Here is a 24,056-nt window from a genome sequence, read left to right on the forward strand (position 1 = left end):
CGCGCAGGCCGCGGGAGGACATTCGACCCGCACGTCACCGAAGACGTGCCTACCGTCCAGGGCGACCGCCTGGACAGCATCAACGACGATCAGAAGAAGACGGATGGAAGATAGAATGAGGAAGACAGAATGACCGAGGAAGGTACCGTAATGGCGGCGTTACTGCCAGACCAGTTTGTCACCCACGACTATGCTGGTGACTTGAGCAGCGACCAATTGCTGGCGATGCTGGAGAGCATGGTGCTCTCACGCAAACTCGACGAGCGCATGTGGGTGCTGAATCGCCAGGGCAAAGTCCCCTTTCACATTTCGGGCATGGGCCACGAGGCCTGCCAGGTTGGTATGGCTTTCGCCATGCGGCCAGGCTACGATTGGCTGCACCCTTACTACCGGGATATTGCCTTCAACCTGGCGCTGGGCGCCACCCCGACCGATCTCATGCTGCCGCTCTTTGGCAAGGCTGAAGACCCGAGCAGCGGTGGCCGTCAGATGCCGGCGCACTTTGGCAACCGCAAACTGCGCATCGTCAGCGGCTCCAGCCCTGTGGCGACACAGATTCCCCAGGCGGCAGGCATGGCCTTTGCCGCCAAACTGCGCGGACTCGACGAGGTGGTGGTGACTTGCTTTGGTGAGGGCAGCACCAGCCAGGGCGATTTCCACGAGGGCCTGAACTGGGCCGGCATCCACAAGCTGGCGGTGATCTTCTTGTGCCAGAATAATCAGTACGCGATTTCGGTGCCCATGTCCAAGCAGATGGCGGTGGAAAACGTGGCCGATCGCGGCTACGCCTATGGCATGCCCGGCGTCATCTACGACGGCAACGACCTGCTCGAAGCGTACAACGTCTCGGCCGAAGCCGTGGCCCGCGCCCGCCGCGGGGGCGGGCCAACCCTGCTGGAGGCCAAGACCTACCGGCCGGTGCCCCATTCGTCCGACGATGACGACCGCAGTTACCGCAGCCGTGAAGAGGTGGAGGAGTGGAAGCACAAGGACCCGATCCAGCGCTTCGAGAAGACGCTCCTGGCCCGCGGCGCGCTGACCGCGGCCCAGCGTGATGAGATGGCGGCCCGCGTGGCGGCCAGCGTAGATGCGGCGACCGAGTACAGCATGGCCGCAGCCTATCCCAAACCGGAAGACGCGCTCTTCCCCGTCTTTGGCAGGATGTGAGGCAACCCATGGCGATCAAAACAAATATCGAAGCCCTCCGCGACACCATGGCGCAAGAGATGCGCCGTGATCCGACCATCATCATCACCGGCGAAGACGTCGGCCCGCGCGGCGGCGTCTTTCGCGCCACCCAGGGCCTGTTTGCTGAATTCGGCCCTGATCGGGTGATTGACAGCCCGCTCTCCGAGCTTTCCATCATCGCAGTTGGCATCGGCATGGCGCTGAATGGTCTGCGCCCCATCTGCGAGATTCAATTTGCCGATTTCATCTTTCCCGCGTTCAATCAGATTGTCAGCGAAGCCGCGCGCTTTCGTTACCGCTCCAACGGCGAGTTCCCCGTGCCCATGCTGATACGGGCGCCGTATGGTGGGGGTATCAGCGGCGGGCTTTATCATTCGCAGTCCATCGAGGCCTTTTTCTGCCACATGCCCGGCCTGTACGTGGTGGCGCCCAGCACCCCCTACGACATGCAGGGGCTGCTGCGCGCCGCTCTGCGCTCGCCCGACCCGGTGCTGTTCCTGGAACACAAGAAGACCTATCGCCTGATCAAAGGCGAGGCGCCGGAGGGCGATTACGTGGTGCCGATTGGCAAGGCGGATATCAAGCGCCCCGGCCGTGACCTGACCGTCATCGCCTATGGCCTGATGCTGCACGAGGCGCTGTCTGCAGCCGAGATGGTTGCGCCCGAAGGCATCGAGGTCGAGGTGGTTGACCTGCGCACCCTGGCCCCGCTCGACAAACAGACGATCCTGGACTCGGTGAAAAAGACCAGCAAGGTGGTCATCGTGCATGAAGACACCAAGACCGGCGGTCTGGCCGGCGAGATCTCGGCGATCATCGCCGAAGAGGCCTTCGAGCACCTGGACGGCCCCATCACGCGGGTGTGTGCGCCCGACGTGCCCGGCGTGCCTTTCAGCCATCCGATGCAGGACTTCTACATGCCCAACGCGAACAAGATCGCCGCGGCCATTCGCCAATTGGCGGCCTACTGAGCGCCGCGGGGAGAACCGAACATGGCAACTAAAATCCTGATGCCCCAACTGGGCGAGAGCGTGGTCGAAGGCACCGTCAGCCGCTGGCGCGTGCAGGTGGGTGACCAGGTCAAGCAGTATGACGTGCTGCTGGAAGTATCCACCGACAAGGTGGATACCGAAATTCCTTCGCCCGTCGCCGGCACGGTGCTCAGCATCGTCGCGGCCGACGGCGAGACCGTCAAGGCCGGCGCGCTGATTGCCCTCATCGGCCAGCCAGGCGAGGACATCGGCGCGGCGCCCGCGCCCGCGCCCCAAGCGGCGGATCGGGCCGCAACCTCGGCAGATGGCGCACCCCCCTGCGTTTTTTCCGAAAACGCATTGGCCGTCGCGGCGCTGGACGAATCACGCCGCCTGTCGCCGGTCGTCGCCAAGATGGCAACCGAGCATGGCATTGACATCGCGCAAGTCCCAGGCACCGGGCTTGGCGGCCGCGTCACCAAAAAGGACGTGCTGACTTATCTTGAGCGACGTGACCTGGCCGAGCCGGCGCCCGCCCTGCCCACGCTCATGCCCTGGGAAATGCCGGGCAGCGGTGATCTGTTCAAGCCGGCCGCCCCCTGGTCAGCACCCGCAGCCAGCGCGACCGCCAGCGAACGCCCTGCGCCCATGCCGCCGGCCGCGGCCGCGCCCGTCGTTTCACGCCCGCCTGCGGCTGTCAGCAGGGCGGGCATGGCCGATGAAGAGCTCATGCCGCTGAGCGCCATGCGACGCAGCATCGCCAGGCACATGGTCGCCAGCAAGTTCACGGCGCCGCACGTCACCACCGTGTTCGAGGCCGATCTCAGCCAGGTCGTCGCGCACCGGAACGCGGTCAAGGCGGACTACGAGCGGTTGGGCGTCAAGCTGACCTTCACGCCGTACTTCGTGCAGGCGGTGGTCGCGGCGCTCAAGGCGCATCCGCAGGTCAACGCCTCGTTCAGCGAGGAGGCGTTGATCCTGAAGAAGCGCGTGCATATCGGCGTGGCGGTGGACATCGGCGATGGCCTGCTGGTGCCGGTGGTGAAGGACGCGGATGACTTGACCCTCAAGGGCCTGGCGCGCACGATCGCCGATCTGGCCGAGCGGGCGCGCACGCGCAAGCTGACGCCTGACGAGCTGGCCGGCAGCACCTTCACGATTACCAACCACGGCGTTTCCGGCAGCCTGTTCGCGACGCCCATCATCAACCAGCCCAACGTGGGCATCCTGGGCGTGGGCGCGATTCAGAAGCGCGTGGTGGTCGTCGGCGACGCCATCGCCATCCGGCCCATGTGCTATCTATCGTTTACCTTCGATCATCGCGCCCTGGATGGCGCGCTGGCCGATCACTTTGCCGCGGCAGTCGTCAAACACCTGGAAACGTGGCGGTGATTTGCACTTTGTACTTTGCACTTTGCACTATTAACGGAGTGACGCATGTCTGATGTAACGTACGATGTCGTGGTGCTCGGCGGGGGGCCGGGCGGATATGTGGCGGCGATTCGGGCCAGCCAGTTGGGGCAGAAGACGGCCCTGATCGAGAGCGAGGCGCTGGGCGGGGTCTGCCTGAACTGGGGCTGCATCCCGTCTAAGGCGCTGCTCAAGAACGCGGAGGTGGTCAACACCCTGCAGCGCGGTAAGGAGTTCGGCTTTGCCTTCGAGAACCTGACGCTCGACTTCACCGTGGCCTATCAACGCAGCCGCCAGGTGTCGGAGCGCCTGGTCAAGGGCATCGGCAGCCTGATGCGCAAGAACAAAATTGATGTTTTCGAAGGCCGCGGCGTGCTGCGCTCGGCGGGCGAGATTGACGTCACCCTGAACAAGGGCGGCAGCGAGGTGGTCAAGGCCAAGCACATCATCCTGGCGACCGGCGCGCGTGCGCGCGGTCTGCCGGGCCTGGAGCTGGACGGCGAGCGCATCATGGGCTATCGCCAGGCCATTGTGCAGCAGCAGGCCCCCAAGAGGGCGTTGATCGTGGGCGCCGGCCCCATCGGCATGGAATTCGCCTATGTCTGGCGTTCCTACGGCGCGGAGGTGACGGTGATCGAGATGCTGCCGCAGGTGCTGCCGCTGGAAGACGATGAGGTCAGCGCCGAGGTGGCGAAGGCGTTCAAGAAGATGGGCGTCAACGTGCTGACTTCGACCCGCACCGAGGGCGCGGAGCGCGCAAGCGACGGAGTCAGGGTCAAGGTGAAGCACGTTGACAGCGGCGCGGAGTCCAGCCTGGAGGCGGACCTGATGCTGGTGGCGACGGGGGTGCTCCCCAACAGTGCGAACATCGGCCTGGAAAGCGTCGGCGTCAAGGTCAACCGCGGCGGCTTCGTGGAAGTGGACGAGTATCTGCGCACCAATGTGCCGGGTATCTACGCCATCGGCGACCTGACCGGCAAGCTGGCGCTGGCGCACGTCGCTTCGGCGCAGGGCATCGTGGCGGTCGAGCACATCGCCGGGCATGAGACAACGCCGCTGAGCGACGAAAAGTACACGGACATGCCGCGCTGCACCTACTGCAATCCGCAGGTGGCGAGCCTGGGTCTGACCGAGAAACAGGCGCGGGCCAAGGGGCTGGAGATCAAGGTGGGCAAGTTCCCGTTCATCGCCAACGGCAAGGCGCTGGGCCTGGGCGAGCGCGAGGGCTTCGTCAAGATCATCGCGGACGCCAAATACGGCGAAATCCTGGGCGCGCATCTGGTGGGGCCGGAGGTGACCGAGCTGCTGCCGGAACTTGTGCTGGCTAAGACCTGGGAACTGACGCCGGAGGAGATCGCACGCAGCGTCCACGCGCACCCGACGCTGTCCGAGGTAATAATGGAAGCCAGCCACGGCGTCTTCGGCGCAGCGATTCATATGTAGGTGAGGCGAGATTGCGACCGCTGGTAGAAACACCCGTCGCGCCGGTGCAGATCACACCGGCGCGGCGGGGTATTTTTCTTGATGGGCCGACTTACACGTGCTCACCCTTCGGCGTAACTGGCCTCTCGCACAACGTCCCAAACGGCATCTGGATGTTTAGCCGCTACCAGCAGCAGAACGCGCGCAGGCCCAACCGGAGCGCGGCGACCCTGCTCCCAGTTGCGCAGCGTCTTGACGCTAATACCCAGCAGCGCTGCAAACCGTGTTTGCGACAGCCGGTAGTTTTCCCGGATGCCTGTTACGTTCAGAGGCTGGCGCTCCACGACGAACGTGCGGGCCGGTGCCGCTTCTCCACGCGCGATGCGTCCGGCCTCTTCAACGCTCGCCATAAGCTCCGTAAACAGATGGTCATTCATTGCCATAGTACTTCCACTGCCTTCTTCAACATGCGCAACTGCTCAGGAGAAAGATCGTCTTGTTCGTTCTTGCCGTAGATCAGCAACATGTAGAACTGATTGCGGCTGATGAGATGATAGTAGATCACACGCGCCCCACTGCGCTTGCCGCGGCCTTGCATTGCCCACCTCAGCTTGCGTAGCCCACCGCTGCCAGGAATCACGTCTCCCACATCGGGATTCACAATCAGCATCCTCTGCAAATCGGCATACTCGCTATCCGATAACAGTTTCGTTACGCGCCGGGTGAAAACTGATGTCTCGAAGAATACGGCCATACGATGTAGTGCCTCACGAGTGATTCGCAGTCACGCTGATAGTACGCGATATTATACGCCATTGGCGTATGCTCGTCAAATACCATTCTGGGAACATGACATGGTCACTATTGCATGACGGATCGGTCATAACCGCCATTCATCGCGCCGCCCGCCGCGTGATCGGCGCGATACGTATTTTACCACACACGGCCACCGGTACAATGGCAATGTTGCCCCTACTCCTCTCAAGCCCCTGGCTGCTGAATTTCAGGGCACGGGCACGGCAACCACTGGTAGGTTTCCGGGGCCGCGGTGACCGTGGTGTCGGCCGCGGCCCGTTGCGTCTCCGCTTGCTTGACCTGCAGCGGCGCGAGATCGAGAGCGACCTTCTCGTCCAGGATGGAAGTCCAGACATCATGCGCAGCAGCACGGCCGCACCCATCTGCGGCTCGTCCTCGCCTTACCGACGCGTTCGTGGTTAGTGATCGCCATCAGATCTCCCCTTCTGGACAGGATGGACAGGATGAACAGGATGGGTTGTTCGTAATCCTGTCAATCCTGTTCATCCTGTCCGAATAGCGTCTCCTATTCCGTCTTTGACAGGATGAACAGGATGGGTTGTTCGTTATCCTGTCAATCCTGTTCACCCTGTCCGAATAGCGTGTCCTATTCCATCTTTGACAGGATTTACAGGATGAACAGGATGGATTCTTCGTTATCCTGTCAATCCTGTACATCCTGTCCGAATAACTCGCCCTGCTCGGGGCGCGGCGCACCCCTCTCGCGCGCCAGCCGCGTGATCTCCGGCCAGCTCTGCACCAGCCCATTATACGCCAGCGCCTCGGCGGCGCGCTTCTTGCGTTCGCAGATCGTGTAGAGCCGATAGGCCAGCTCGCGGGCCGGCTCGGCCTGGCTGCCTAGCTTGCTGACCAGCGCGGCCGCGGCCGACTCGCCGCCGGTTTCGAGCACGCGCACGAGCTGATGCACCGCTTCCCAGGCGGTCAGGCGTTTGTCGGTGGCCGGGTCCCAATCCGCGGGCAGCTCAACCGGCTTGAGCAGGCGCACCTTGCCGTGGCTCGATTTCAGGATGCCCGCGTCCACCATGCCGGCGACGCTGGTGTTCTTGGCCTTAGAGAGGGTTTCGGCCACGCCGAATTCGCCCTCGGCGAAGCCGGACCCCTCGAACCAGGCCAGCGCCCAACGCGTGTCCGCGTCGAAGTCGCCCTCCTGTTCGGCCAGCGCCTCGTCGAGGGTCTGGTTGATGAGCGCCAGCGCCTCGCGTACGGTGAGCGGCCGGCCCGCGGCGTCGAGCACCCGTGCGTAGCGGGTGTAGACCGCCATGCCCGGCCCGATGGCCGTCTGCGCCAGGTCCACCGGCGCGATGTTGCCGCGCTGGAGATGCACCAGCGCGACGGGCAGCTCAGCCTTGAGCGCGTTGACGAACTCACGGCGCGTGGCAGTGGGCGCGTCGGCTGGCCGTTTGCGGCAGACGAGGATGATGCTGGAGGCGAGAGCGCTGCGTGTCGTCTTCAACTCCGTCCGCATCGGCCAGGTGCCGGTGATGGCGAAGCCGGCGCGGATAACTGCCTCCAGAAATGTATCCCATCCGGTGCTGGCGGTGCCGCCTTCTTCATCGTTCTCGGTCTCCGACTGCTTGAAGGCGTAGTAGATAGTGACCGGGAAGGCCGGATGTGCCTGCTCGGCGAGGCGGTGCATTGCCTGTGTCATACCGTCAAGGAAGAAGGTCTCTGCCTTCTCCTTGCCGCCGTGACGGTAGGGGCGCCACCAGTTCCTCGGCCTTGGGCACGGCGAGGGTGGTGAAGAGATCAGGGAAGATGGGCCTCAAGGAGCGGCGCAGCCAGACATAGAAGAAATCCGACAGATCGGCATAGCCAATATTGTCGTAATAGGGCGGATCGGTGGAGACAGCTTTGCCAGCTAAGGATTGGTTCTGCGCATCCGCCATGCGAAACGAGCCTGGAGTCCAAACCGAGGGCGACGATCACTGCGACTTGGTCTGGAGGCCAAGCATTAAATTTCCAGATGAGTCGCAAAGACAAGGTTTGTCTCAGCGTAGTCCCAAACCATCGAAACCGCCTGTCCGTCCAAACAGGTCGCTGATCGGACCTCGCTAGTCCGGTCCCACGCGCAGAGAGAAGACCAGTAGTTGGCACCGTTGATCGCCAAGCGCCAGATACACCGCCACCGCATCAGCGTAGGCTGTGGCGCCGATGCCGCCAACGTTGAGGGGTTTGCCATCATCGGGCAGGCCGGCAGCCAGCGCGTCGCGCTTCACCAACTCTCGCGCTTCCCCCACCAGGTCGGAGAAGGTCGTCAGCGCCACGAGTTGGCGCGGGGTGAAGAGGTCGCCATAGGTTGGCATACCGTACAAAGGCGGGGAGAACCAGCGCCGATCAATCGGCATGTTTGCCTTCCGGCTTCCACTTGGCTTTGCCTGGCGCGCAATGGCCTCGTCTTGCCACGGTTGGCGAGAGATAGATCCGGCCGCGCTCGCCTTCCGCCACAATCGCCATCAACCGTGCCCCCATGCGGCCGCCCATGCCTTCACTCTTGATGTGATCACCGGAAATCGGTGTGCCAGACATGATGCATTGAAAGTTTGCACCCCGCGCCAACTTGGTGCCATTCTTCGCCGCCTCCGCAGCCTTCGGCTTGCCCACCTTGACCGTGAAGCGGTAGCCAGGCGAGGGTAGAAAGATAGGAGATAGGAAGTAGGGGAAGCGCCGTCCGCCCTATTTCCTACCTCCTCACCCCTATTTCCTACCATCACCGGCTCGACATACGCTTCCTTGCCCGGCTTGGTGGAGAGCATGAAAGTCGAGGCCAGCGGCACGTCCACCTGGTTGAAGGCGGGGTTGGGGCTTTTCACCGTGCGCGCCCACAGCCAGGCGATCACGGTCAGCTTGCGCCCCACCAGCGGCTTCAGGTCGGGCCGCTCCTGCGCCATCTCCGCCGTGATCTCGATCTTCGGGTACAGATGCCCGATCCGCTTCTCCGCCTCATCGCGCATCCACTTCCCATAATAGCGCACATCCTCCGCCAGGCCCGCCGCGCCGCGCCAGAGGCCATTCTGGACAGGATGAACAGGATTGACAGGATGTTTTTGTTTGCCGCGCCGAATATCCTGTTCATCCTGTAAATCCTGTCCAAAAAGCCCTTGCCGACTCTCTGGATTGACCGGCGGCTTGCCCGCGAACTTGGGCGGAATCTCGATCATCGCCTTGTTGATCAGCACCGCCACGGGGTTGAGGTCGCTGGCGTAGGCTTCGAGGCCCAGGCGTTGCGCCTCCAGCGGCAGCGCGCCGCCGCCGGCGAAGGGGTCGTGGAACGCGGGCAGTTTGTGGCGGTCGAACAGCTCGCGGGCGCGCGGGTGGTCGGCGTTCTCCGCGCAGGTGTAGCGCCAGCTCTGCCAGATCTCGTCGCGCGCCTGCTGCAGCACCGTCTCGTTGGTGGTGTTCTCCCACAGCACCAGTTGCCGGATGATCTCGAACAGCCGCTCCCGCTCGATGTCGGCGACGCACTCTGGCAGGGTCGGCTCCGGGCCGGGGTCGGGCGCGGCGTGATTGCCCCCGCGGCGCGCTTCATCGTGCGCGGCTTGGCGTTTGGCCCAGGCATTGCGCCGCTTGGTCAGCTCCCGATTGGCCGCGCGGCGCTTGTCCGGGTCGCTCAGCAGCAGCTCGGCATGTTCGGACGGGTCGTCCAGCATCTGGCTGAAGATCACCGCGCGCGCCGCGGCCAGCGGTCGCCGCGCCCACCACAGGTGCAGCGTGGAGGGGTGGCCGTGGCGGATGGATTTCTCCCGCGCCGACGCGATGTTGATCGCGTCAAGAGGGAGGGCGACTTCGATGAGTTTCTTCTTGGGGTGCTGAATCATGCGTGTTGCTCAACATCCTGCGTAAATTGCTCGGCCTGGGAGCACCGTTCGCGAACGGTTTTCCATGCTTCCGCCACTTGGGGTGCGATGGTCTGATAGACGCGTTCCGGCTTCTTGATCTGGCCGTCGGTCCGACGCAACAGTTTGCCGTACTTCTTGAGCGTCAGCCGGTAGCCAGGGTGGTTTGCACCCGACCGCAAACACTCGTATACGGATCGCGTGCATAACTCGTCGTCGGGAAAGAGTGCGGTAAAGGTCCAACTCTCGGTGTCCTGAGCGGGAATCGCCAGCACGACCTTCGACGGCAGGGTGTCCTGTCGCAGCCAATGCGCGATGACCTGCCGCAGCCTGATAGCGGTCGAAGCAACGGGTGGACACGGTTGTTGGAGATCGGCAACAGGGTCGTCATCGCCTTCTTGCAGATCTGCTTCTGCGGCAATACTGGCGTCCACGTGAATGACGAGCAGGTCTAGGGCCGGTCCGGTTGCGCCCGAAAGGATGGCATCCAGGGTAAGACCTTCCCGGCGCCACGTCTCTCGACACCAGCGACGCACCCCTTTCCAGCCGCTCCCCGTTTCACCGAACGTTGGGGTGGGCTGGAGAGGCAAATAGCGATGCTGGCCTGGGATCAACTTGCCCAGCACGGCTTTCAGCACAAGCCGGTCAGTTGGTCCTTCGACGACGGTGCCAATGATCATACTCAGTCCTTTTTTTTAGAACAGATCTGGTACACCACCCAACCGGCCCATCACCCATAGATTGGAGAGCGACAGCCCATTCTCGATGACGCGGAGCATCTCATCCGACACCGGCACCCTGTCTACCCGCGTAGTGCCCTCGACGTCGCGCTCCACGGTGAAGAGCCGGATGCGGTCGTCGCGCAGGTTCAGGCTGTCGAGCACCAATGGATTGTGTGTTGTGAGAAGCACTTGTCGTTCAGGTTCTGCCTTCAGCATCAATTCGCAGAAGAGACGGACCGTAGCTCGGGCTAATCTGGGGTGCATGTTCTGATCCAGGTTCTCGATGGCGAATAACCGCGGTGAATGGGGATGCAACGCCAGCACCAGGGCAAAAAGCACGTAAAGCGCTCCTTCGCTGGCATCGTAAGCCGAGAGTTGGTTGCGATCGCGTCCCATCCAGCGATCCGTGAAGCGGATGATGCTGCGCGTTGTTGGCACACTGGCCGAGGTCAACTCACGCGATGGCGGCACCACAGCGATTTCATTCACCCAATCGAGCAACTCAAGCAGTCTGTCCAGGTCCAGGGCGCCGAACTTTCCTTGCCTGGGTTCGAGCAATTCCTGAACCGCTTCAGCCAGTTGGCCGCCGGCCAGGCCGACCGGAATGCGTTGTCTGATGTCCGCTTCCATGCCACGCAGCGTGGGTGTGTTGGGTGCAAAGACAGCATAGTCTGCCAACACATCCGTGCGCAGTCTGGTCGCGTCACCGATAGGTTGATTCGCTATTCCGTCCGCCAATGACGGCGCTGCGAACATGCCCGGTATGCCAGTGTCACGTTCATAGAGGACAGCCTGACTATTTGGATCGCGCACCAGGCGTGTCTCAGTAAATGGCCACGGTCGCTCACGTTCATCTGTTTCCATAAGTAACCGAAGTGTGTAGTCCAACTGGCAGTCAGGTGTATCGAACCGTGTCTCGATCCTGGTTTCTGTTACGGGCTGGGTCTTGGCGAAAGAGGACCGATAGAGCGCTGGCGCGCTGGTTCTTACACCGCGTCTTGCTAACGCTTGGTCATCTAATCGGCCTTCAGCAACGGCGCTGACAAACCCGAGTGCTTCAAGCAAATTACTCTTGCCGCTGCCGTTGGCGCCAATGAAGACATTGACGCAGCCGAGCGGAACCTCCACTTGCTCTAGTGACTTGAACCCACGAACCGTAATCGAAGTCAACATGTTTGCCTCTTCGAACCCTCATCGCACAGACCGGTCTTGGATGCCATTCATCGTTGAACGGTCGGCGTCGGCGGTAGACTCGCGGCGTATTATCGCTCAGAAATTCGACGAGCGCCAAAATGGGTTCATCCAGATGCCGGCAGCGCAACCCAGAAGATGCTGCCTTTGTCAACCTCGCTGCTGACGCCAACGTGACCGTGATGCGCCTCGACAATACTGCGCGCCAGGTAAAGCCCCAGGCCGCTGCCATCCACGCGCTGGGCGCGTGCGGTCTGGCCGCGATGAAAGCGGTGGAAAAGCCCCGGTATTTCTGCGGGCGGAATCCCCATGCCCTGGTCAATCACGGCGATGATGGCCCAACCGCTGGCATTGGCCGGCAGAGCCAACTGCAACCGCAGCGGGTCGGCGGCGGGCGCGTGGCGATACCCCACCAGGCGAATCAGGCCGCCGGATGGGCTGTACTTGGAAGCGTTCGCCAGCAGATTGGTCAGCACCTGCTCCAGGCGTGGTTGATCGCCGTGTACTGCGGGCAGGTCGGGCGCCAGGTCAACCTCGATCTGCATCCCATCGGCGTTCAGCAACGGCCTCAGGGCATCTACGACCCCGCTCGCCAGCATGCTCAGGTCCACCGTCTCCATGGTCAACGCCAACTGGCCGGCCTCCAGCTTGGATACTTCTAACAGGTCGTTGACCAGGCGCTGCATGCGCTGCGTGTTCTTCAGAATGATGCCGGCGTACTCTGTCTGCTCGCCCGTCAAATCCCCGGCCATACCGGTGGTGAGCAGTTCCGCATAGCCCATCACCGAGGAGAGCGGTGTGCGCAGCTCATGCGAGACCGCGGCCATGAACTCCGAACGCATGCGCTGCGCGGCGGTGCGTGCGCCCACGTCACGCGCGATCAACTGCACGCCGGGTTCAGTGGCCATGCCCGCCATCCGCGTGGCCCCAAGCTCCAACAGCAGCCAGGCGCCGTCGCGGTGTCGCCAACTGCTTTCCCAAATCTGGTGGTCGCCGTCCAGCACCGAATCGAGCATGCGCTGGAAGTTGGCCTGCTGCTCCAGGGGCACGAAATCGGTCCACGGCTGCCCGATGACGGCCGCGGCGACATAACCGGTCAACGCGTTGGCGCTCTGGTTGAACTGCAGCAAGTGGCCGTTGTGATCGAGCACCCAGATGGCATCGGCCGAATCAGCGATGCGTTGGGCCAGACTTTGTTGTTCAGCTTGCAGGCGTTGATACGCCTCAGCTCGTTCCAGGCACGTACCCAATTGGCGACCGAGCGTCTGCAGAATCTCGCCCAACTCGTCGGGCAGGCGTGGCGGCGTGTGATTAGCAACCAGGATGGCGCCCAGGAGATTGCTGCCCGCGGCCATAGGCACACTCATAGCCCAGAACAGGACGCTGGCTGCCCCCGGCGCTGCGGACGCCTCGTTATCGGCAAGCAGCGTGTTGATGACCGGGCCATTTTCGGCCAGGGTACGCTGTGCCAAGGGATGTTCGTGCAGGCGCTGGCGCAGCGGGGCCGAAGCGCCGACCACCACCGGCAGCTCGAGCGTCTGGCGCTTGCTGTCGAGAACATACATCGCCACCGTACGTACATCGAAGGCTTGCGCAATTTGATCGGCCGTTGTCTGCAGCACTTCCTGCACGGGCAGCGAGGAGATCAGCACATCGCTGACCTGGTTGAGGGCGCGCAGCAGTTGGCGATGATACTGCAAGCGCATTTCACGCCGGCGCACCAGGTAGAAGCTGAGGCGGATGGTCAGCAGATTGACGAGAGCGAAGGCGGCGATCAAGATGAAAAAAGCGCGTGCGGAGATCAAGCCCAGCCCGCGAAAGTAGAGGCCCAGGCTGATGATGACCAGGGTCGCCAGAACGGCAGTCATTGCTTCGCGCAAGATGAGAGGCGAAGTCTCCGGAGGAAACAGGTCTTTTGTGAATTTCACGGCACAACCTCATGATCGGCCCCGGGTGGTCGTGACGATGTCATGTGGCAACGATGCCAGGAGCAACAGGATTGATTTTGACCCTACGGTCGGTCGGGAGAGCAGATGCAGGTTTCTGCCATTTGAGCCGCCGATTGAAATCGGTGGCGACTCAAACGGTCAAATCGGGATCGCCGACACGCGGAGGGCTGCCAGGTTCGCCCGCCGTCCAGCTTGCGCACCAGCGCTCCGGAGGCGCCGGGCGATTGAAATGGCGAGATTGCGCGGCCCGGCAGAACAGGTGAACACGCGTCACCTGACCGTCGCCGTTGCTGCGGAACGTCTCGCCGAAGCAGCAATTTGCACAGCGATGTCCCTGCAGCCGGCTCCAGATCAGTTGCAGGTCAGGCCATGCGCTGCGAATGGGTGTCAACACGCCCTTCAGACCAGCGCCTGCGACAGGGCGCGCCGCGCCAGAATGCCAGCCATCTGGCGCCGGTAATCGGCGCTGCCCCGAAAGTCTGACACCATCTCCTGCCTGGCCAACAAATCAGCCAGCGCCTCCGGCAGCCGGGCCGGATCCGGTGTGAACTCCTGCAGGCCGCTGAGTACCAGGGGCTGGCCGGTCGCGCCGCCCAGAACAACGGTGACGGTGGTCCGAGTGGGGGTGACGACCGCGACCGCGGCCACGATGGCCTCATCGCGCGGCGTGCGCGCCACCGTCGCCAGGCCATACCGGGCTTGAGCCAGGCGCTGGGGCAGCAGCACCTCCAACAGCAGATGTCCTTGCAGCGCCGACGCGTCGGCCGGCATGTCGGCCAGGGTGCGCAGGGCAACCTGGCGCGGCGGGCCGTCGGCAGCCACGACAATCGCCTGCGCTTCCAGGGCGAGGAGCGCAAGCCAGAAGATGGATGTGGAATCGGCCCGCGCGACCAGGCCGCCGACGGTCGCCACATTGCGGCGATTGATGGGGCCTGCAGCCTGCGCCGCACGCGCCAGCAGTCCGTTGGCCCAACTAGCGGCCGCGGAGGCAGGCGTCAGGCTGGCCAGCGTCAGCAGCGCGCCGAGATGCAGACCATCCGGGTGGATGTCGGCGAAAGCGAGCGGCAAATCGCACAGGTCCACCACGGTGTCGGCGGCGCCAGCCATCAATTCTGGCACCAGGGTGGTACCGCCGGCCAGCAGGGCCACGGCCGGGGTCCGCGCCAGCAGGCGGCGCACGGTCATCACATCAACGGGGCGATGGTATTCGGCAAGATGCATGACGACTCCTTACTTGCGCTCGTACTTGCCCATGACCTGGGCCTGGCCCAGCACATGACCGGCGAGCGCGCGCTCCAGTTCGGCACGCGCAACGCCTGCATGCAGAGGCAAGGAGGCCGCGTCCAGGGCATACAGGCGAAAGTAGTAGCGATGCAGGCCATGTCCACGCGGGGGATAAGGCCCGCTGTAGCCCGTTTCGCCAGAGTCGTTGCGACCGCTGACGCCTGGGCCGCCGGGTTGCCAGCCTTCCGCCAATTGATCGAGCGTGACCGGCAAATTGAACAGCGTCCAGTGGGTCCAAGTCCCGCGCGGCGCATCGGGATCATCCACAATCAACACAAAACTCTGCACGCCAGGCGGCGCGCCGCGCCAGGTCAGCGCCGGCGACACATTGGCCCCCTCGCAGGTACACCGCGCGGGGATCATATCGCCATCGCGAAATGCACTTGTCTCCAAGATAAACGCCATGATAGACCTCGCAACTTTCCTGTCCACTCAACCGTAGGTCACGTCTCCGGCGTGACGACGCCCCCGGCGACAAATCACGCTTTGGTGCGCCAATCAAGCAAAATAAAGCAAGCCGGGGGCTTGCGTTACAGGCGTCGTGCGCTGTGGGCGGCGTAGAGCACGATCGAGCCGGCGACGGCCACGTTGAGCGATTCCACCTGGCCGACCATGGGCAGGCTGATCAGCCAATCGCACGTTTCACGCACCAGGCGACTCAACCCCTGGCCTTCGCTGCCCACCACCAGGACAAGCGGGCCGCCCAGGTCGGCCTGATCGAACGGAATGGCCTGCGCATCCACTTCCAGCCCGGCCACCCACAAACGCTGGGCCTTCAGATCCTGCAAGGCCCGCGTCAGGTTGACGACCTGGGCGATGTGCAGATGCTCCACCGCGCCCGCCGACGCGTTGCTGACCGTGGCCGTGATGCCCGCCGCGCGGCGATCGGGCAGCAGCACGCCATGCACGCCCACCGCTTCGGCCGTGCGCAACAACGTGCCCAGGTTTTGTGGATCCTGCACATGATCCAGGGCCAGCAGCAGCGGCGCCTCACCAGCGTCAGCCAGGATGGCGTCCATCTCGCTGTAGGGATAGGCAGACACCTCGGCCACGACCCCCTGATGGTTGGCGCCGGCGCTGATCTGGTCGAGCCATGCGCGGTCGCCTTCAGCCGCCGGGCAGTGAGCCGTTTGCGCCAGCGCGATCAGCTCTGCCATGATGCCGCTGCGCTGGCTGCCTTTGGCCAGCACGATGCGCTGCACCCGGCGCCGGCGCGCACGCAACATCTCCCGCACTGCCTGACGGCCAAAAAGCCATTCACTGGCGAAAGTTGCCATCTGCAGCCCGCCTCAGCCGGCGGCCAGGCGCCAGCCGGTGCCTTGCGCACCGTCTTCCAGCGCCACGCCCAGGTCTTTGAGTCGGTTGCGAATGGCGTCCGCCTGCGCCCACTGCTTTTGCTGACGGGCCTCGTTGCGCAATTCGATCAGATAGGCGACCAGGCCATCGGTCACGGCCAGCAAGGCCAGCCTGCTGTTGTTGTCACCCTCGGCGGGCAGCAGGCCCAGCACCGTGCCGACCAGTTCTGCATACAGGCTGTCCAGCGCCGCCACCGTGGCCCGGTTGGGCAGCGTGGCGGCATTGAGCAGCGTGTTCGTCTCGCGACTGAAATCGAACAACTCGGCGATAGCGCCCGCGGTATTGAAATCATCATCCATGGCCGCGCGAAAGCGCGCGCGTGTCGCGTCTAGCAGCCCGGCCACAGCAGCCGGCATGTCACCCGTGTCCGCGGCCGCGCTCAGTTTTTGTTTGACGAGGCGCACCGCGCCCAGGAGGCGGCTGTAGCCCTTTTGCGCGCCTTCCAGGGCGCCGGTGCTGAAGTCGGTGCTGGAGCGGTAGTGCGTGCTGAGCACAAAGAAGCGCAGCGCCAGGGGTTCGACGATCTTGAAGGCGTCCTGGATGGTGGTGTAGTTGCCCAGCGATTTGCCCATCTTGATGCCGTTGACCGTCACCATGTTGTTGTGCATCCAGAAGCGCGCGAACGGCGTGTCGTTGCTGGCACATTCGGCCTGGGCAATCTCGGCTTCGTGGTGGGGAAACTTGTTCTCCAGGCCCCCGCCATGGATGTCGAACGGCTGTCCCAGGTACTTGGTGGACATGGCCGAGCACTCGATGTGCCAGCCGGGGTAGCCCGCGCCCCAGGGCGAGGGCCATTGCAGGATGTGCGCCGGCTCGGCACGCTTCCAAAGGGCAAAATCGGCTGGATTGCGCTTCTCCGGGTTGATGGCCACGCGCGCGCCTTCTTCCTGGTCTTCCACACGCCGGCCGGAGAGTTTGCCGTAGTCGGGGTCGCTCTCTACGCTGAAGTAGACCGAACCGTTGACCACGTAGGCATGGCCGGTCGTGATCAGTTGTTCGATCTGCACAATCTGCTCAGGGATATGCCCGCTGGCGCGAGGAACGATGTCGGGCCGCCCCACGTTGAGCATGTCCATGTCGGTGAAGTAGCTGCGCGTGTAGCTTTCGGCCAGTTCCATCGGATGTACGCGGTCGAAGCGCGCCTTCCTCACGAGCTTGTCTTCGCCTTCATCCGCGTCATCGGTCAGATGGCCGACATCGGTGATGTTCTGCACATAGCGCACTTTGTAGCCGATGTAGCGCAGATAGCGCACTGCGATGTCGAAGCTGATGTAACTCTTGGCATGGCCGACGTGCGCCAGGCCATAGACGGTCGGACCGCAGACGTAGATTCCCACATGGTCGCCATGCAGGGGAACGAAATCTTCTTTTTGCCGTGTGAGCGAGTTATAGATTTGCAGAGCCATCGTCATTCTGTCCCGATCAATTCGTGTGTGGTTGGGCGAACAACATGCGCCCGGCATTGGTTTGCAGCACCTTGGTCACCACCACATCCAGGCTGCTGTTCATGTAGCGGTAGCCGTTCTCAACCACCACCATAGTGCCATCGTCCAGGTAGGCAACGCCCTGGCTGTTCTCTTTGCCTTCCTGAATGACGCGTACGCGCATCGTTTCGCCCGGCAATACGACCGACTTGACGGCGTTGGCCAGGGCATTGATATTGAGCACAACCACGCCCTGCAGCCCGGCGACCTGGTTGAGATTGAAATCGTTGGTGACGACCGGGCAGCCGAGCTGTTTGCCCAACTGCACGAGTTTGTCATCCACCTGACGGACGCCGTCCACATCGAGATCGCTGATGATGACTGGCACCGCGGACTCGTGCTGCATCTTGTTGAGCATGTCCAGCCCGCGGCGCCCGCGGTTGCGGCGCAGCGGGTCTGCTGAATCAGCAATGTGTTGAAGTTCATTGAGGACGAAGCGCGGCACGATCATCGGGCCTCGAATGAAGCCGGTTTGACAGATGTCGGCAATGCGTCCATCAATGATGACACTGGTATCGAGCAGCACCGGGGTATGTTCCTGCAGCGCGGCCGAAGCTGACCAGCGTGCGCCCAAGAGCGCAAAGATGTCCTTTTGGCGCAGGACCATCACGATAGTGCCCAAGTAGGCAAAAACCAGGGCGCCAATCGCAGGCAGGAGTTTTCCGAATGGAGAGGGCAAGAACGATAGGGGCCAGGCCAGCAAGGCGGCGATCATCAAGCCGACCACCAGCCCGATCGCAGCCGCCAGAATCTGCTGCGCTGGGATTTGGCGAACGTTGAGCCGCGCCCAGCGAGCGGGCACGGTGGTCAACCAGGGCGCCAACAAGGCCCCTATCAGGCCGCCAACAGCCGTCAACGGTGCAACCCAGCGGATGGATTCACCCGTCAGCGCTGACGTTCCTGCCAACTCCATGCCGATTTCCCACCCAAAAATACCAAGAATGAGAGCGCCAATGATACGAAACAATAAGTCCACTTTCACGAATCGCCTCCCAGGTAGAGGAATGATACCGGAATGGTATAGAAATGATACCGGAATGGTATACGTTATATTTTACTAACCATGCAATGGGTTCTGACAATTCACCTCTTGCTTTTTTGCCTCTTGCTTTTTCAAGTGAGCGAATAACATCGCTTCGACATCGCTACGAAATGAATGAACGAATAAACGAAAAAACGAATAAGGCCGAACAATCCGCCCGGTGTACAGGTGAATCATACACGAATTCGGTATTTTATGCAACAACCGGGCTGTTTTGACGGGTTCTGACATTTGCCTATACTTGATGGCTGCTAGGGCGCCCTGCGCCAACACTATTTGCTCGGAGTAACCATGCGTGTAGGAATTTTCGGTGGCACCTTCGACCCGCCGCACATCGGTCACCTGATCCTGGCCGAAGAGGCCTGGTTTCAACTCAAGCTCGATGCCGTCATCATCGTGCCGGCCGGCGACCCGCCGCACAAGCGCAATCGGCGCCTGTCCGCAGCCGCCAGCCGGGTGCGCATGGTGAAGGCGGCCATTGTGGGCAACGATCATTTCGTACTCTCACGCGTGGATGTGGATCGCCCCGGCCCACACTACACGATTGACATGGTGCGCCTGCTGCGCGATAGCCTGCCGGCTGGTAGCGAATTGTTTTTCCTGATGGGATCCGATTCCCTGCGTGACCTGCCCAACTGGCACCTGGCCGATCGCCTGGTAGCCAACTGCCGCCTGGTGGCGTTGGCGCGCCATGATGTGACGCTGGACTGGGAATATCTGGAGGGCGCGCTGCCCGGTCTGCATGCACGCGTCATTCAGCTGGATATGCCGGAGTTGGAAATCGCCTCGCACATCCTGCAAGAGCGTATCCGCACCGGCCAGCCCATCCGCTACCAGGTGCCGGAAGCCGTTGAGGCCATCATTGCGGCTGAAGGCCTGTACCGCGAAGCCGCCGAATGAATTCGGGGCGAAAGCCGCCGAATGAATTCGGGGCGAAAGCCGCCGAATGAATTCGGGGCGAACGGGCGTTCCGCCGCAAGGTCGGCCTGCGCCGACCCGAATTGCGTCCACGCAGGTGGACGCCCGGCGGAACGCCCGTTAGGCGCGATTTCAATCGCTCTGCTGCGCCGACCGGCATTGCGCCCACGCAACCTGATCTCTGATCTCTGATCTCTGATCTCTGATCGTCTCTCAACGCGGCATCAGGGGCAGGAAGAGCGGCTGCGTGATCGTGAACGGCGCTCCCGCGGCCCAGGGTGAATCGTCATAGTCGGGCGCCTGGCCCTTCAACCGCACGCAGGTGTCGGCGCCGGGAACATTGGGTACTTGCCAGGCAAAGGCCGTCGCGCCGGGCGCTGACGTGCCCAGGGCGATCCACGGCGTGCTGCTCGCCACGCGCACATCGTCCACGGTCCAGCCAACCCGCAGCAAACTGCGATCACTGGCATTGTCGAAGCGCAGCAACACGCTTTGCCCGGCGAAGCTGCTCAAATCAACCCGCGTTTCAACATAGCCGGCGCTGTCGCCCGAAAAGGCGCGGCGACCGCCAATCGGACTGCCGAAGCCGGTTGAAATCGTTTCATTGTAGCTACTGTAGCCACTGTAGCCATTCGCGATCATCAACGCGCCCAGGTCAATCCAGGTTGTCCCGCCGTTCGTACTCAGTTCGATCACGCCGCCATCGAAACCTCGCTCCAGGTTGTAGGCGTGCCAAAAAATCAGCAGCGCCCGCACCGGCAGGGTCAGCGGCTGGCTGGTTTGCAGATACTGGCTGCTGACGGTCGCACTGCTGGCCGCAAACCAAGCGTGGGTGGGACTGTGCGCGCTGGCGGTCTGCAAAGACCAGCCGGGCGCGCCCATCTGACTGGTGATCCAGCGCGACGCGCCCAGTTCCATGTCATCGGCGAAAGCAGAGACCGGCGTGCAATCGGCGGTCCATTCCAGCGTGTAGGTGGCGCTGATGGGGGCCTGGTTGGTTTCCCAGGCGATGGACGCCAGGCTGCTCGCCAACAGCGTCTCGCCGCCGGCGGGGAAGATCAATGTCGGCGCGGCCAGCGGCTGCACAGGGACCAGGCCGCGTGCCTGGGCGCACGCGTAAATCTCCTCAGCATGAGCGCCCTGGTAGAGCGTGCTATCAGCCAGGATCAAGGCATCTACGCCCTGCTCGAAGGCCTGGTTGCTGGTGGTGGGGGTGGCATAGAAGTGCGCTTGCAGAATCAGGCGGTCAGCGTCCTCAGGTCCCAACTGACTGCGGATGCACCAGAGCGCGGCCGACCAGTAGCGCCCATCATCGTGCTCCTCCGACGGCACACCGCTGTATTGACCAATGTCCACGCCGCTCCTTTCATCCTTGCCGTCCACGCGGCGCAGGCAGCGCGCGCCGTTGACCAGGGGCGCATAGCTGACCGCGTCCCACTCGCCGATGCAGGGCGCATGGTTGGCGAGATAGGTGGCATCGCCGCGGTCAGCGTAGAACGACGCCGCCAGGTAGTCGCCGAAGCCCTCACCCATCGCGCGCTGCTCTGTGTGGACGCCGGGACCCCAGCCGGGCACCTGGTTGTGCTGGATGGAATGTCCATATTCATGCGCAATGATGTCGGCGTCCTCGGCGTCATCCACCCCGCCATCGCCAAAGTGCAGGCCGTTGTCCGCTGTGCTGAAGAAGGAATTGTCCTGCGTGTAGTAGTGGGCGTGGACCGAGATGGAACGGTTGTTGACGTTGTTGAAGCCGAGGCTCTGGATGTAACGCTGCAACGTATCGAGCGCGTAGTAGATCGTCACTTCCTCGAACTTGTCGTTGTCGCGCGTGTAGTCGAAGATGCGGGTCGGTTCATTGGCCTGGCAGGCCGGCTTGTAGCCGCTGATGCCCGGCGCGCACAGATTGGCATACGGTCCCACCAGCTTGTCCTGCCCCGCATTGATGCCCTGCAGCGTGACGCTGCTGCGCGCCGCCTGCAGGGCCGCACTGTTGGCATTATTGTTGTCGGTCAGATTGGGATTGCCGGTCACCTGCACGGCGTTGGGGTCATACACGGCGCCGCTGTCGAACAGCAGCGCGTTGAACTGGTGCAGTACAGCGCCGCTGTGCGCGTCCACGAAGACATGCCAATCGCCCAACGGCTCCAGGGCGGGAATGAGCACATGCCAGGCCAGGTTCACTCTTTTTATCTCGCCCGCCTTTTCACCCGCTTTTTCACCCGCTTTTTCACCCGCTTTTTCACCCGCTTTATCACCCGTTTTATCACCCGCCTTTTCACCCGCTTTCTCGCCCGTCTTGTCAGCCGGGAAGATCAGCAACTGGGTCGTGACAGGGCCGCGCTCGCCGCGCAGCACGTCGAGGGCCGCGGCAGCGATGGCGGTTGCCTGCGTGGCGGTCAACTGCGGTTGTGTGTCGAGCGTGATCCGGGGCACGTAGCCGTTCTGGATCAACTGCACTTCGCCCGCGCGGCTGATGTGAACCGCCACTTCGGCCAGCCAGACCGGCAGACCCGCGTAGGTCTGCTGCAAGCGCACATGGGTTGCGCCCAGGCTTTCTGTGACGCTGAGCGGTGTCAGATCGCCCAGGTCCGCGCGCAGGCCCAGCCAGGCCGCGTTGGCCGCCAGGAGACCACGCGCCGCGCTGAGCGGGTCAGGGGCGACGGGTGCGGGGCCGCAAGCGAGCAGGTAGATTGGAGTCGCGTTGTCGGCTTTTTCCACGTGTGCGCACGTCTGCGCTAACTGCGGAGGCGCCGGTGCCGCCACGGCCACCAGGGCAAAAAGAGAGCCGAGCAACCAGAGCGCGGTCACAGCGGCCAGTGTGAGTAAAGGCTTGATGACAGACATCGAAATTCTCCCGATTCCTCCATAAGATTATTGTCAAGATCATTGTCGTCGGTGATGGTTGCGGCGCAAGGAGGCTTTTTGACACTATACAAGGATGGATGCCAACCCTGCTGTAACCTTCGTGGGATTCAAGCGGCAGAGTTCTCAACCATCTAACCTGAAAATAGCCTTGTAGCGCAATCCTCCGGATTGCAGCGCCCACAGAGGCAAGCAGCCGGCTTGCGCACCATTTTCGTTCACGGTTGTGCCCGCGGGCATGGATAACTTACTTGACAACTTGACCTGAAACGGGTAAGGTAGTCTGTGATAAGATGTAACGAACGAGGATTTGAGTTTTCCTATGTTGATTGATCAGGCACGAATCTGCGTCACGGCAGGCGACGGCGGCAACGGCTGCGTAGCCTTTCGGCGCGAAAAGTTTGTCCGTTTTGGCGGACCGTATGGCGGTAACGGCGGCAAGGGTGGCGATGTCTACCTGGTCGCGACGCGCAACGTCAACACCCTGCTGGCTTTCAGGCACCAACTGCATTTTCGTGCCGACCGCGGCGGGCATGGCGGCGGCAAAGGCAAGACCGGCGCGCAAGCCGCTGACATCGAGGTTCAAGTGCCGTTGGGCACCCTGGCCTTCGACGATGCCAGCGGTCGCTTGCTGGCCGACCTGGTGCAGGACGGGCAAAAGGCGCTGGTGGCCCGGGCAGGGCGCGGGGGACGCGGCAACATGGCGTTCAAGACCGCGCTCAACCAGGCGCCGCGCATCGCCGAGAAGGGCGAGCCGGGCGAAGTGCTGTGGCTGCGCCTGGAGTTGAAGCTCATGGCCGATGTGGGCATCGTCGGTGTGCCAAACGCCGGTAAGTCCACCCTACTCAGCGTGATTAGCCACGCCCGGCCAAAAATCGCCGACTACCCATTCACCACCGTGGAGCCAAGCCTGGGCGCGGTCCTCGTGGATGATCGTGACTTTGTGGCGGCCGACATTCCCGGCCTGATCGAAGGTGCGCACACAGGCGTGGGCCTGGGGCATCAGTTCCTGCGCCATGTGGAGCGCTGCCGGGTGCTCATCCATCTGCTCAATGGCCTCAGCCCGGATCCAATCGGCGATTACGTGGTCATCAACCAGGAATTGGAGCTGTTCAATCCGACCCTGGCCACAAAACCCCAGATCGTCGTCTTCAATAAGATGGACCTGCCCGATGTGCGCGCACGCTGGCCTGCGTTGCAGGCGGAGTTGCGCCAGATGCAGGTGGAGGCCTGGCCCATTTCGGCCGCCACCGGCGAACAAGTCGAGACGTTATTGCGCCAGGTGGTGATCATGCTCGATGCGCTGCCGGCCGCGGAACCGGTGCAGGCTGATAGCGCCATCTTCAAACCGCCGGTCAGTGAAAAGGAATTCAGTGTCGAACGCGAAACGGACGGCGCCTGGCGGGTGCGCGGTGTTGCCATTGAACGTGCAGTCGCCATGACCCATTGGGACTACTACGAAGCCATCATGCGCTTCCAGCGCATCCTCGCGGCGCTCGGCATCACCGATGCGTTACGTGACCAGGGAGTACACGAGGGCGATACTGTGCGCATCGGTAACACGGAATTGACCTGGGAAGACGCCTGGTAGTTGGTCGCGCAGAGGAC

18 protein-coding genes and 1 pseudogene are annotated in these 24,056 nt (G+C 62.7%); 6 read left to right on the forward strand and 13 right to left on the reverse strand.

Features of this window, described 5'->3' with window-relative positions:
* The first annotated feature begins 150 nt into the window (after positions 1-150).
* The 4 genes from IPM84_05070 to lpdA are packed head-to-tail and all read left to right on the forward strand — an operon-like array spanning position 151 to position 5,012.
* Entirely contained in the window at positions 151-1,167 is a 1,017-nt protein-coding gene (locus tag IPM84_05070) for a thiamine pyrophosphate-dependent dehydrogenase E1 component subunit alpha (protein ID MBK9092139.1), read from the forward strand.
* Between the two features lie 8 nt (positions 1,168-1,175).
* Positions 1,176-2,159, forward strand: coding sequence for an alpha-ketoacid dehydrogenase subunit beta (locus tag IPM84_05075; protein MBK9092140.1), 984 nt, complete (start codon positions 1,176-1,178; stop codon positions 2,157-2,159).
* A gap of 21 nt (positions 2,160-2,180) precedes the next feature.
* Complete coding sequence (locus tag IPM84_05080; GenBank protein MBK9092141.1) at positions 2,181-3,551, forward strand: 2-oxo acid dehydrogenase subunit E2; 1,371 nt, start codon at positions 2,181-2,183, stop codon at positions 3,549-3,551.
* 45 nt (positions 3,552-3,596) lie between these two features.
* Entirely contained in the window at positions 3,597-5,012 is a 1,416-nt protein-coding gene (gene lpdA, locus IPM84_05085) for a dihydrolipoyl dehydrogenase (protein ID MBK9092142.1), read from the forward strand.
* 101 nt (positions 5,013-5,113) lie between these two features.
* Here lpdA and IPM84_05090 read toward each other — a convergent pair whose 3' ends face one another.
* The 12 genes and pseudogenes from IPM84_05090 to IPM84_05145 form a co-directional block, all read right to left on the reverse strand.
* Entirely contained in the window at positions 5,114-5,428 is a 315-nt protein-coding gene (locus IPM84_05090; GenBank protein MBK9092143.1) for a helix-turn-helix domain-containing protein, read from the reverse strand.
* Positions 5,425-5,745 (reverse strand): type II toxin-antitoxin system RelE/ParE family toxin, encoded by a 321-nt coding sequence (locus tag IPM84_05095; protein MBK9092144.1) that lies wholly within the window; start codon positions 5,743-5,745, stop codon positions 5,425-5,427. The genes IPM84_05090 and IPM84_05095 overlap by 4 nt, the downstream gene beginning before the upstream one ends.
* Positions 5,746-6,450: 705 nt before the next feature.
* Positions 6,451-9,454: pseudogene (locus tag IPM84_05100) on the reverse strand (DUF1156 domain-containing protein).
* Positions 9,455-9,618: 164 nt separating this feature from the next.
* Complete coding sequence (locus tag IPM84_05105) at positions 9,619-10,320, reverse strand: hypothetical protein (protein MBK9092145.1); 702 nt, start codon at positions 10,318-10,320, stop codon at positions 9,619-9,621.
* A gap of 15 nt (positions 10,321-10,335) precedes the next feature.
* Positions 10,336-11,535, reverse strand: coding sequence for an AAA family ATPase (locus IPM84_05110; GenBank protein ID MBK9092146.1), 1,200 nt, complete (start codon positions 11,533-11,535; stop codon positions 10,336-10,338).
* Between the two features lie 125 nt (positions 11,536-11,660).
* Positions 11,661-13,481: a PAS domain S-box protein gene (locus IPM84_05115; protein MBK9092147.1), complete on the reverse strand. Its 1,821-nt coding sequence runs from the start codon at positions 13,479-13,481 to the stop codon at positions 11,661-11,663.
* 151 nt (positions 13,482-13,632) lie between these two features.
* Complete coding sequence (locus tag IPM84_05120; GenBank protein ID MBK9092148.1) at positions 13,633-13,893, reverse strand: hypothetical protein; 261 nt, start codon at positions 13,891-13,893, stop codon at positions 13,633-13,635.
* Positions 13,894-13,901: 8 nt separating this feature from the next.
* Positions 13,902-14,723 carry an FAD binding domain-containing protein gene (locus IPM84_05125; GenBank protein ID MBK9092149.1) on the reverse strand — a complete coding sequence of 274 codons (822 nt, stop codon included), beginning with the start codon at positions 14,721-14,723 and terminating at the stop codon, positions 13,902-13,904.
* 9 nt (positions 14,724-14,732) lie between these two features.
* Positions 14,733-15,191 carry a YbhB/YbcL family Raf kinase inhibitor-like protein gene (locus tag IPM84_05130; GenBank protein MBK9092150.1) on the reverse strand — a complete coding sequence of 153 codons (459 nt, stop codon included), beginning with the start codon at positions 15,189-15,191 and terminating at the stop codon, positions 14,733-14,735.
* Positions 15,192-15,316: 125 nt separating this feature from the next.
* Positions 15,317-16,063, reverse strand: a complete 747-nt coding sequence (gene rlmB / locus IPM84_05135; GenBank protein MBK9092151.1) for a 23S rRNA (guanosine(2251)-2'-O)-methyltransferase RlmB — start codon at positions 16,061-16,063, stop codon at positions 15,317-15,319.
* Positions 16,064-16,075: 12 nt separating this feature from the next.
* Positions 16,076-17,548, reverse strand: a complete 1,473-nt coding sequence (locus IPM84_05140) for a cysteine--tRNA ligase (protein ID MBK9092152.1) — start codon at positions 17,546-17,548, stop codon at positions 16,076-16,078.
* 16 nt (positions 17,549-17,564) lie between these two features.
* On the reverse strand, positions 17,565-18,539 hold the full coding sequence (locus IPM84_05145) for a TRAM domain-containing protein (protein MBK9092153.1): 975 nt from the start codon (positions 18,537-18,539) through the stop codon (positions 17,565-17,567).
* Positions 18,540-18,959: 420 nt separating this feature from the next.
* Here IPM84_05145 and nadD point away from each other — a divergent pair, with 420 nt between their 5' ends.
* The gene (gene nadD / locus IPM84_05150) at positions 18,960-19,568 is read left to right on the forward strand and encodes a nicotinate (nicotinamide) nucleotide adenylyltransferase (protein MBK9092154.1); all 609 of its coding nucleotides are present in this window, start codon (positions 18,960-18,962) and stop codon (positions 19,566-19,568) included.
* A gap of 231 nt (positions 19,569-19,799) precedes the next feature.
* On the opposite strand, the gene IPM84_05155 is transcribed toward nadD, so the two are convergent.
* Positions 19,800-22,430, reverse strand: a complete 2,631-nt coding sequence (locus tag IPM84_05155) for a M36 family metallopeptidase (GenBank protein ID MBK9092155.1) — start codon at positions 22,428-22,430, stop codon at positions 19,800-19,802.
* A 340-nt stretch (positions 22,431-22,770) separates the two neighbouring features.
* Between IPM84_05155 and obgE the strand changes: the two genes are divergently transcribed.
* Positions 22,771-24,039 (forward strand): GTPase ObgE, encoded by a 1,269-nt coding sequence (gene obgE / locus IPM84_05160; GenBank protein ID MBK9092156.1) that lies wholly within the window; start codon positions 22,771-22,773, stop codon positions 24,037-24,039.
* Positions 24,040-24,056 lie beyond the last annotated feature (17 nt).

The organism is Candidatus Amarolinea dominans (genome assembly GCA_016719785.1).
GTDB lineage: Bacteria > Chloroflexota > Anaerolineae > SSC4 > Amarolineaceae > Amarolinea > Amarolinea dominans.

Excerpts from the sequence above, each read along its gene's own strand:
- IPM84_05070 (MBK9092139.1), top strand. The coding sequence starts at position 151 with ATGGCGGCGTTACTGCCAGACCAGTTTGTCACCCACGACTATGCTGGT.
- IPM84_05075 (MBK9092140.1), top strand. The coding sequence starts at position 1,176 with ATGGCGATCAAAACAAATATCGAAGCCCTCCGCGACACCATGGCGCAA.
- IPM84_05080 (MBK9092141.1), top strand. The coding sequence starts at position 2,181 with ATGGCAACTAAAATCCTGATGCCCCAACTGGGCGAGAGCGTGGTCGAA.
- lpdA (MBK9092142.1), top strand. The coding sequence starts at position 3,597 with ATGTCTGATGTAACGTACGATGTCGTGGTGCTCGGCGGGGGGCCGGGC.
- IPM84_05090 (MBK9092143.1), bottom strand. The coding sequence starts at position 5,428 with ATGAATGACCATCTGTTTACGGAGCTTATGGCGAGCGTTGAAGAGGCC.
- IPM84_05095 (MBK9092144.1), bottom strand. The coding sequence starts at position 5,745 with ATGGCCGTATTCTTCGAGACATCAGTTTTCACCCGGCGCGTAACGAAA.
- IPM84_05105 (MBK9092145.1), bottom strand. The coding sequence starts at position 10,320 with ATGATCATTGGCACCGTCGTCGAAGGACCAACTGACCGGCTTGTGCTG.
- IPM84_05110 (MBK9092146.1), bottom strand. The coding sequence starts at position 11,535 with ATGTTGACTTCGATTACGGTTCGTGGGTTCAAGTCACTAGAGCAAGTG.
- IPM84_05125 (MBK9092149.1), bottom strand. The coding sequence starts at position 14,723 with ATGCATCTTGCCGAATACCATCGCCCCGTTGATGTGATGACCGTGCGC.
- IPM84_05130 (MBK9092150.1), bottom strand. The coding sequence starts at position 15,191 with ATGGCGTTTATCTTGGAGACAAGTGCATTTCGCGATGGCGATATGATC.
- rlmB (MBK9092151.1), bottom strand. The coding sequence starts at position 16,063 with ATGGCAACTTTCGCCAGTGAATGGCTTTTTGGCCGTCAGGCAGTGCGG.
- IPM84_05140 (MBK9092152.1), bottom strand. The coding sequence starts at position 17,548 with ATGGCTCTGCAAATCTATAACTCGCTCACACGGCAAAAAGAAGATTTC.
- IPM84_05145 (MBK9092153.1), bottom strand. The coding sequence starts at position 18,539 with ATGGAGTTGGCAGGAACGTCAGCGCTGACGGGTGAATCCATCCGCTGG.
- nadD (MBK9092154.1), top strand. The coding sequence starts at position 18,960 with ATGCGTGTAGGAATTTTCGGTGGCACCTTCGACCCGCCGCACATCGGT.
- IPM84_05155 (MBK9092155.1), bottom strand. The coding sequence starts at position 22,430 with ATGTCTGTCATCAAGCCTTTACTCACACTGGCCGCTGTGACCGCGCTC.
- obgE (MBK9092156.1), top strand. The coding sequence starts at position 22,771 with ATGTTGATTGATCAGGCACGAATCTGCGTCACGGCAGGCGACGGCGGC.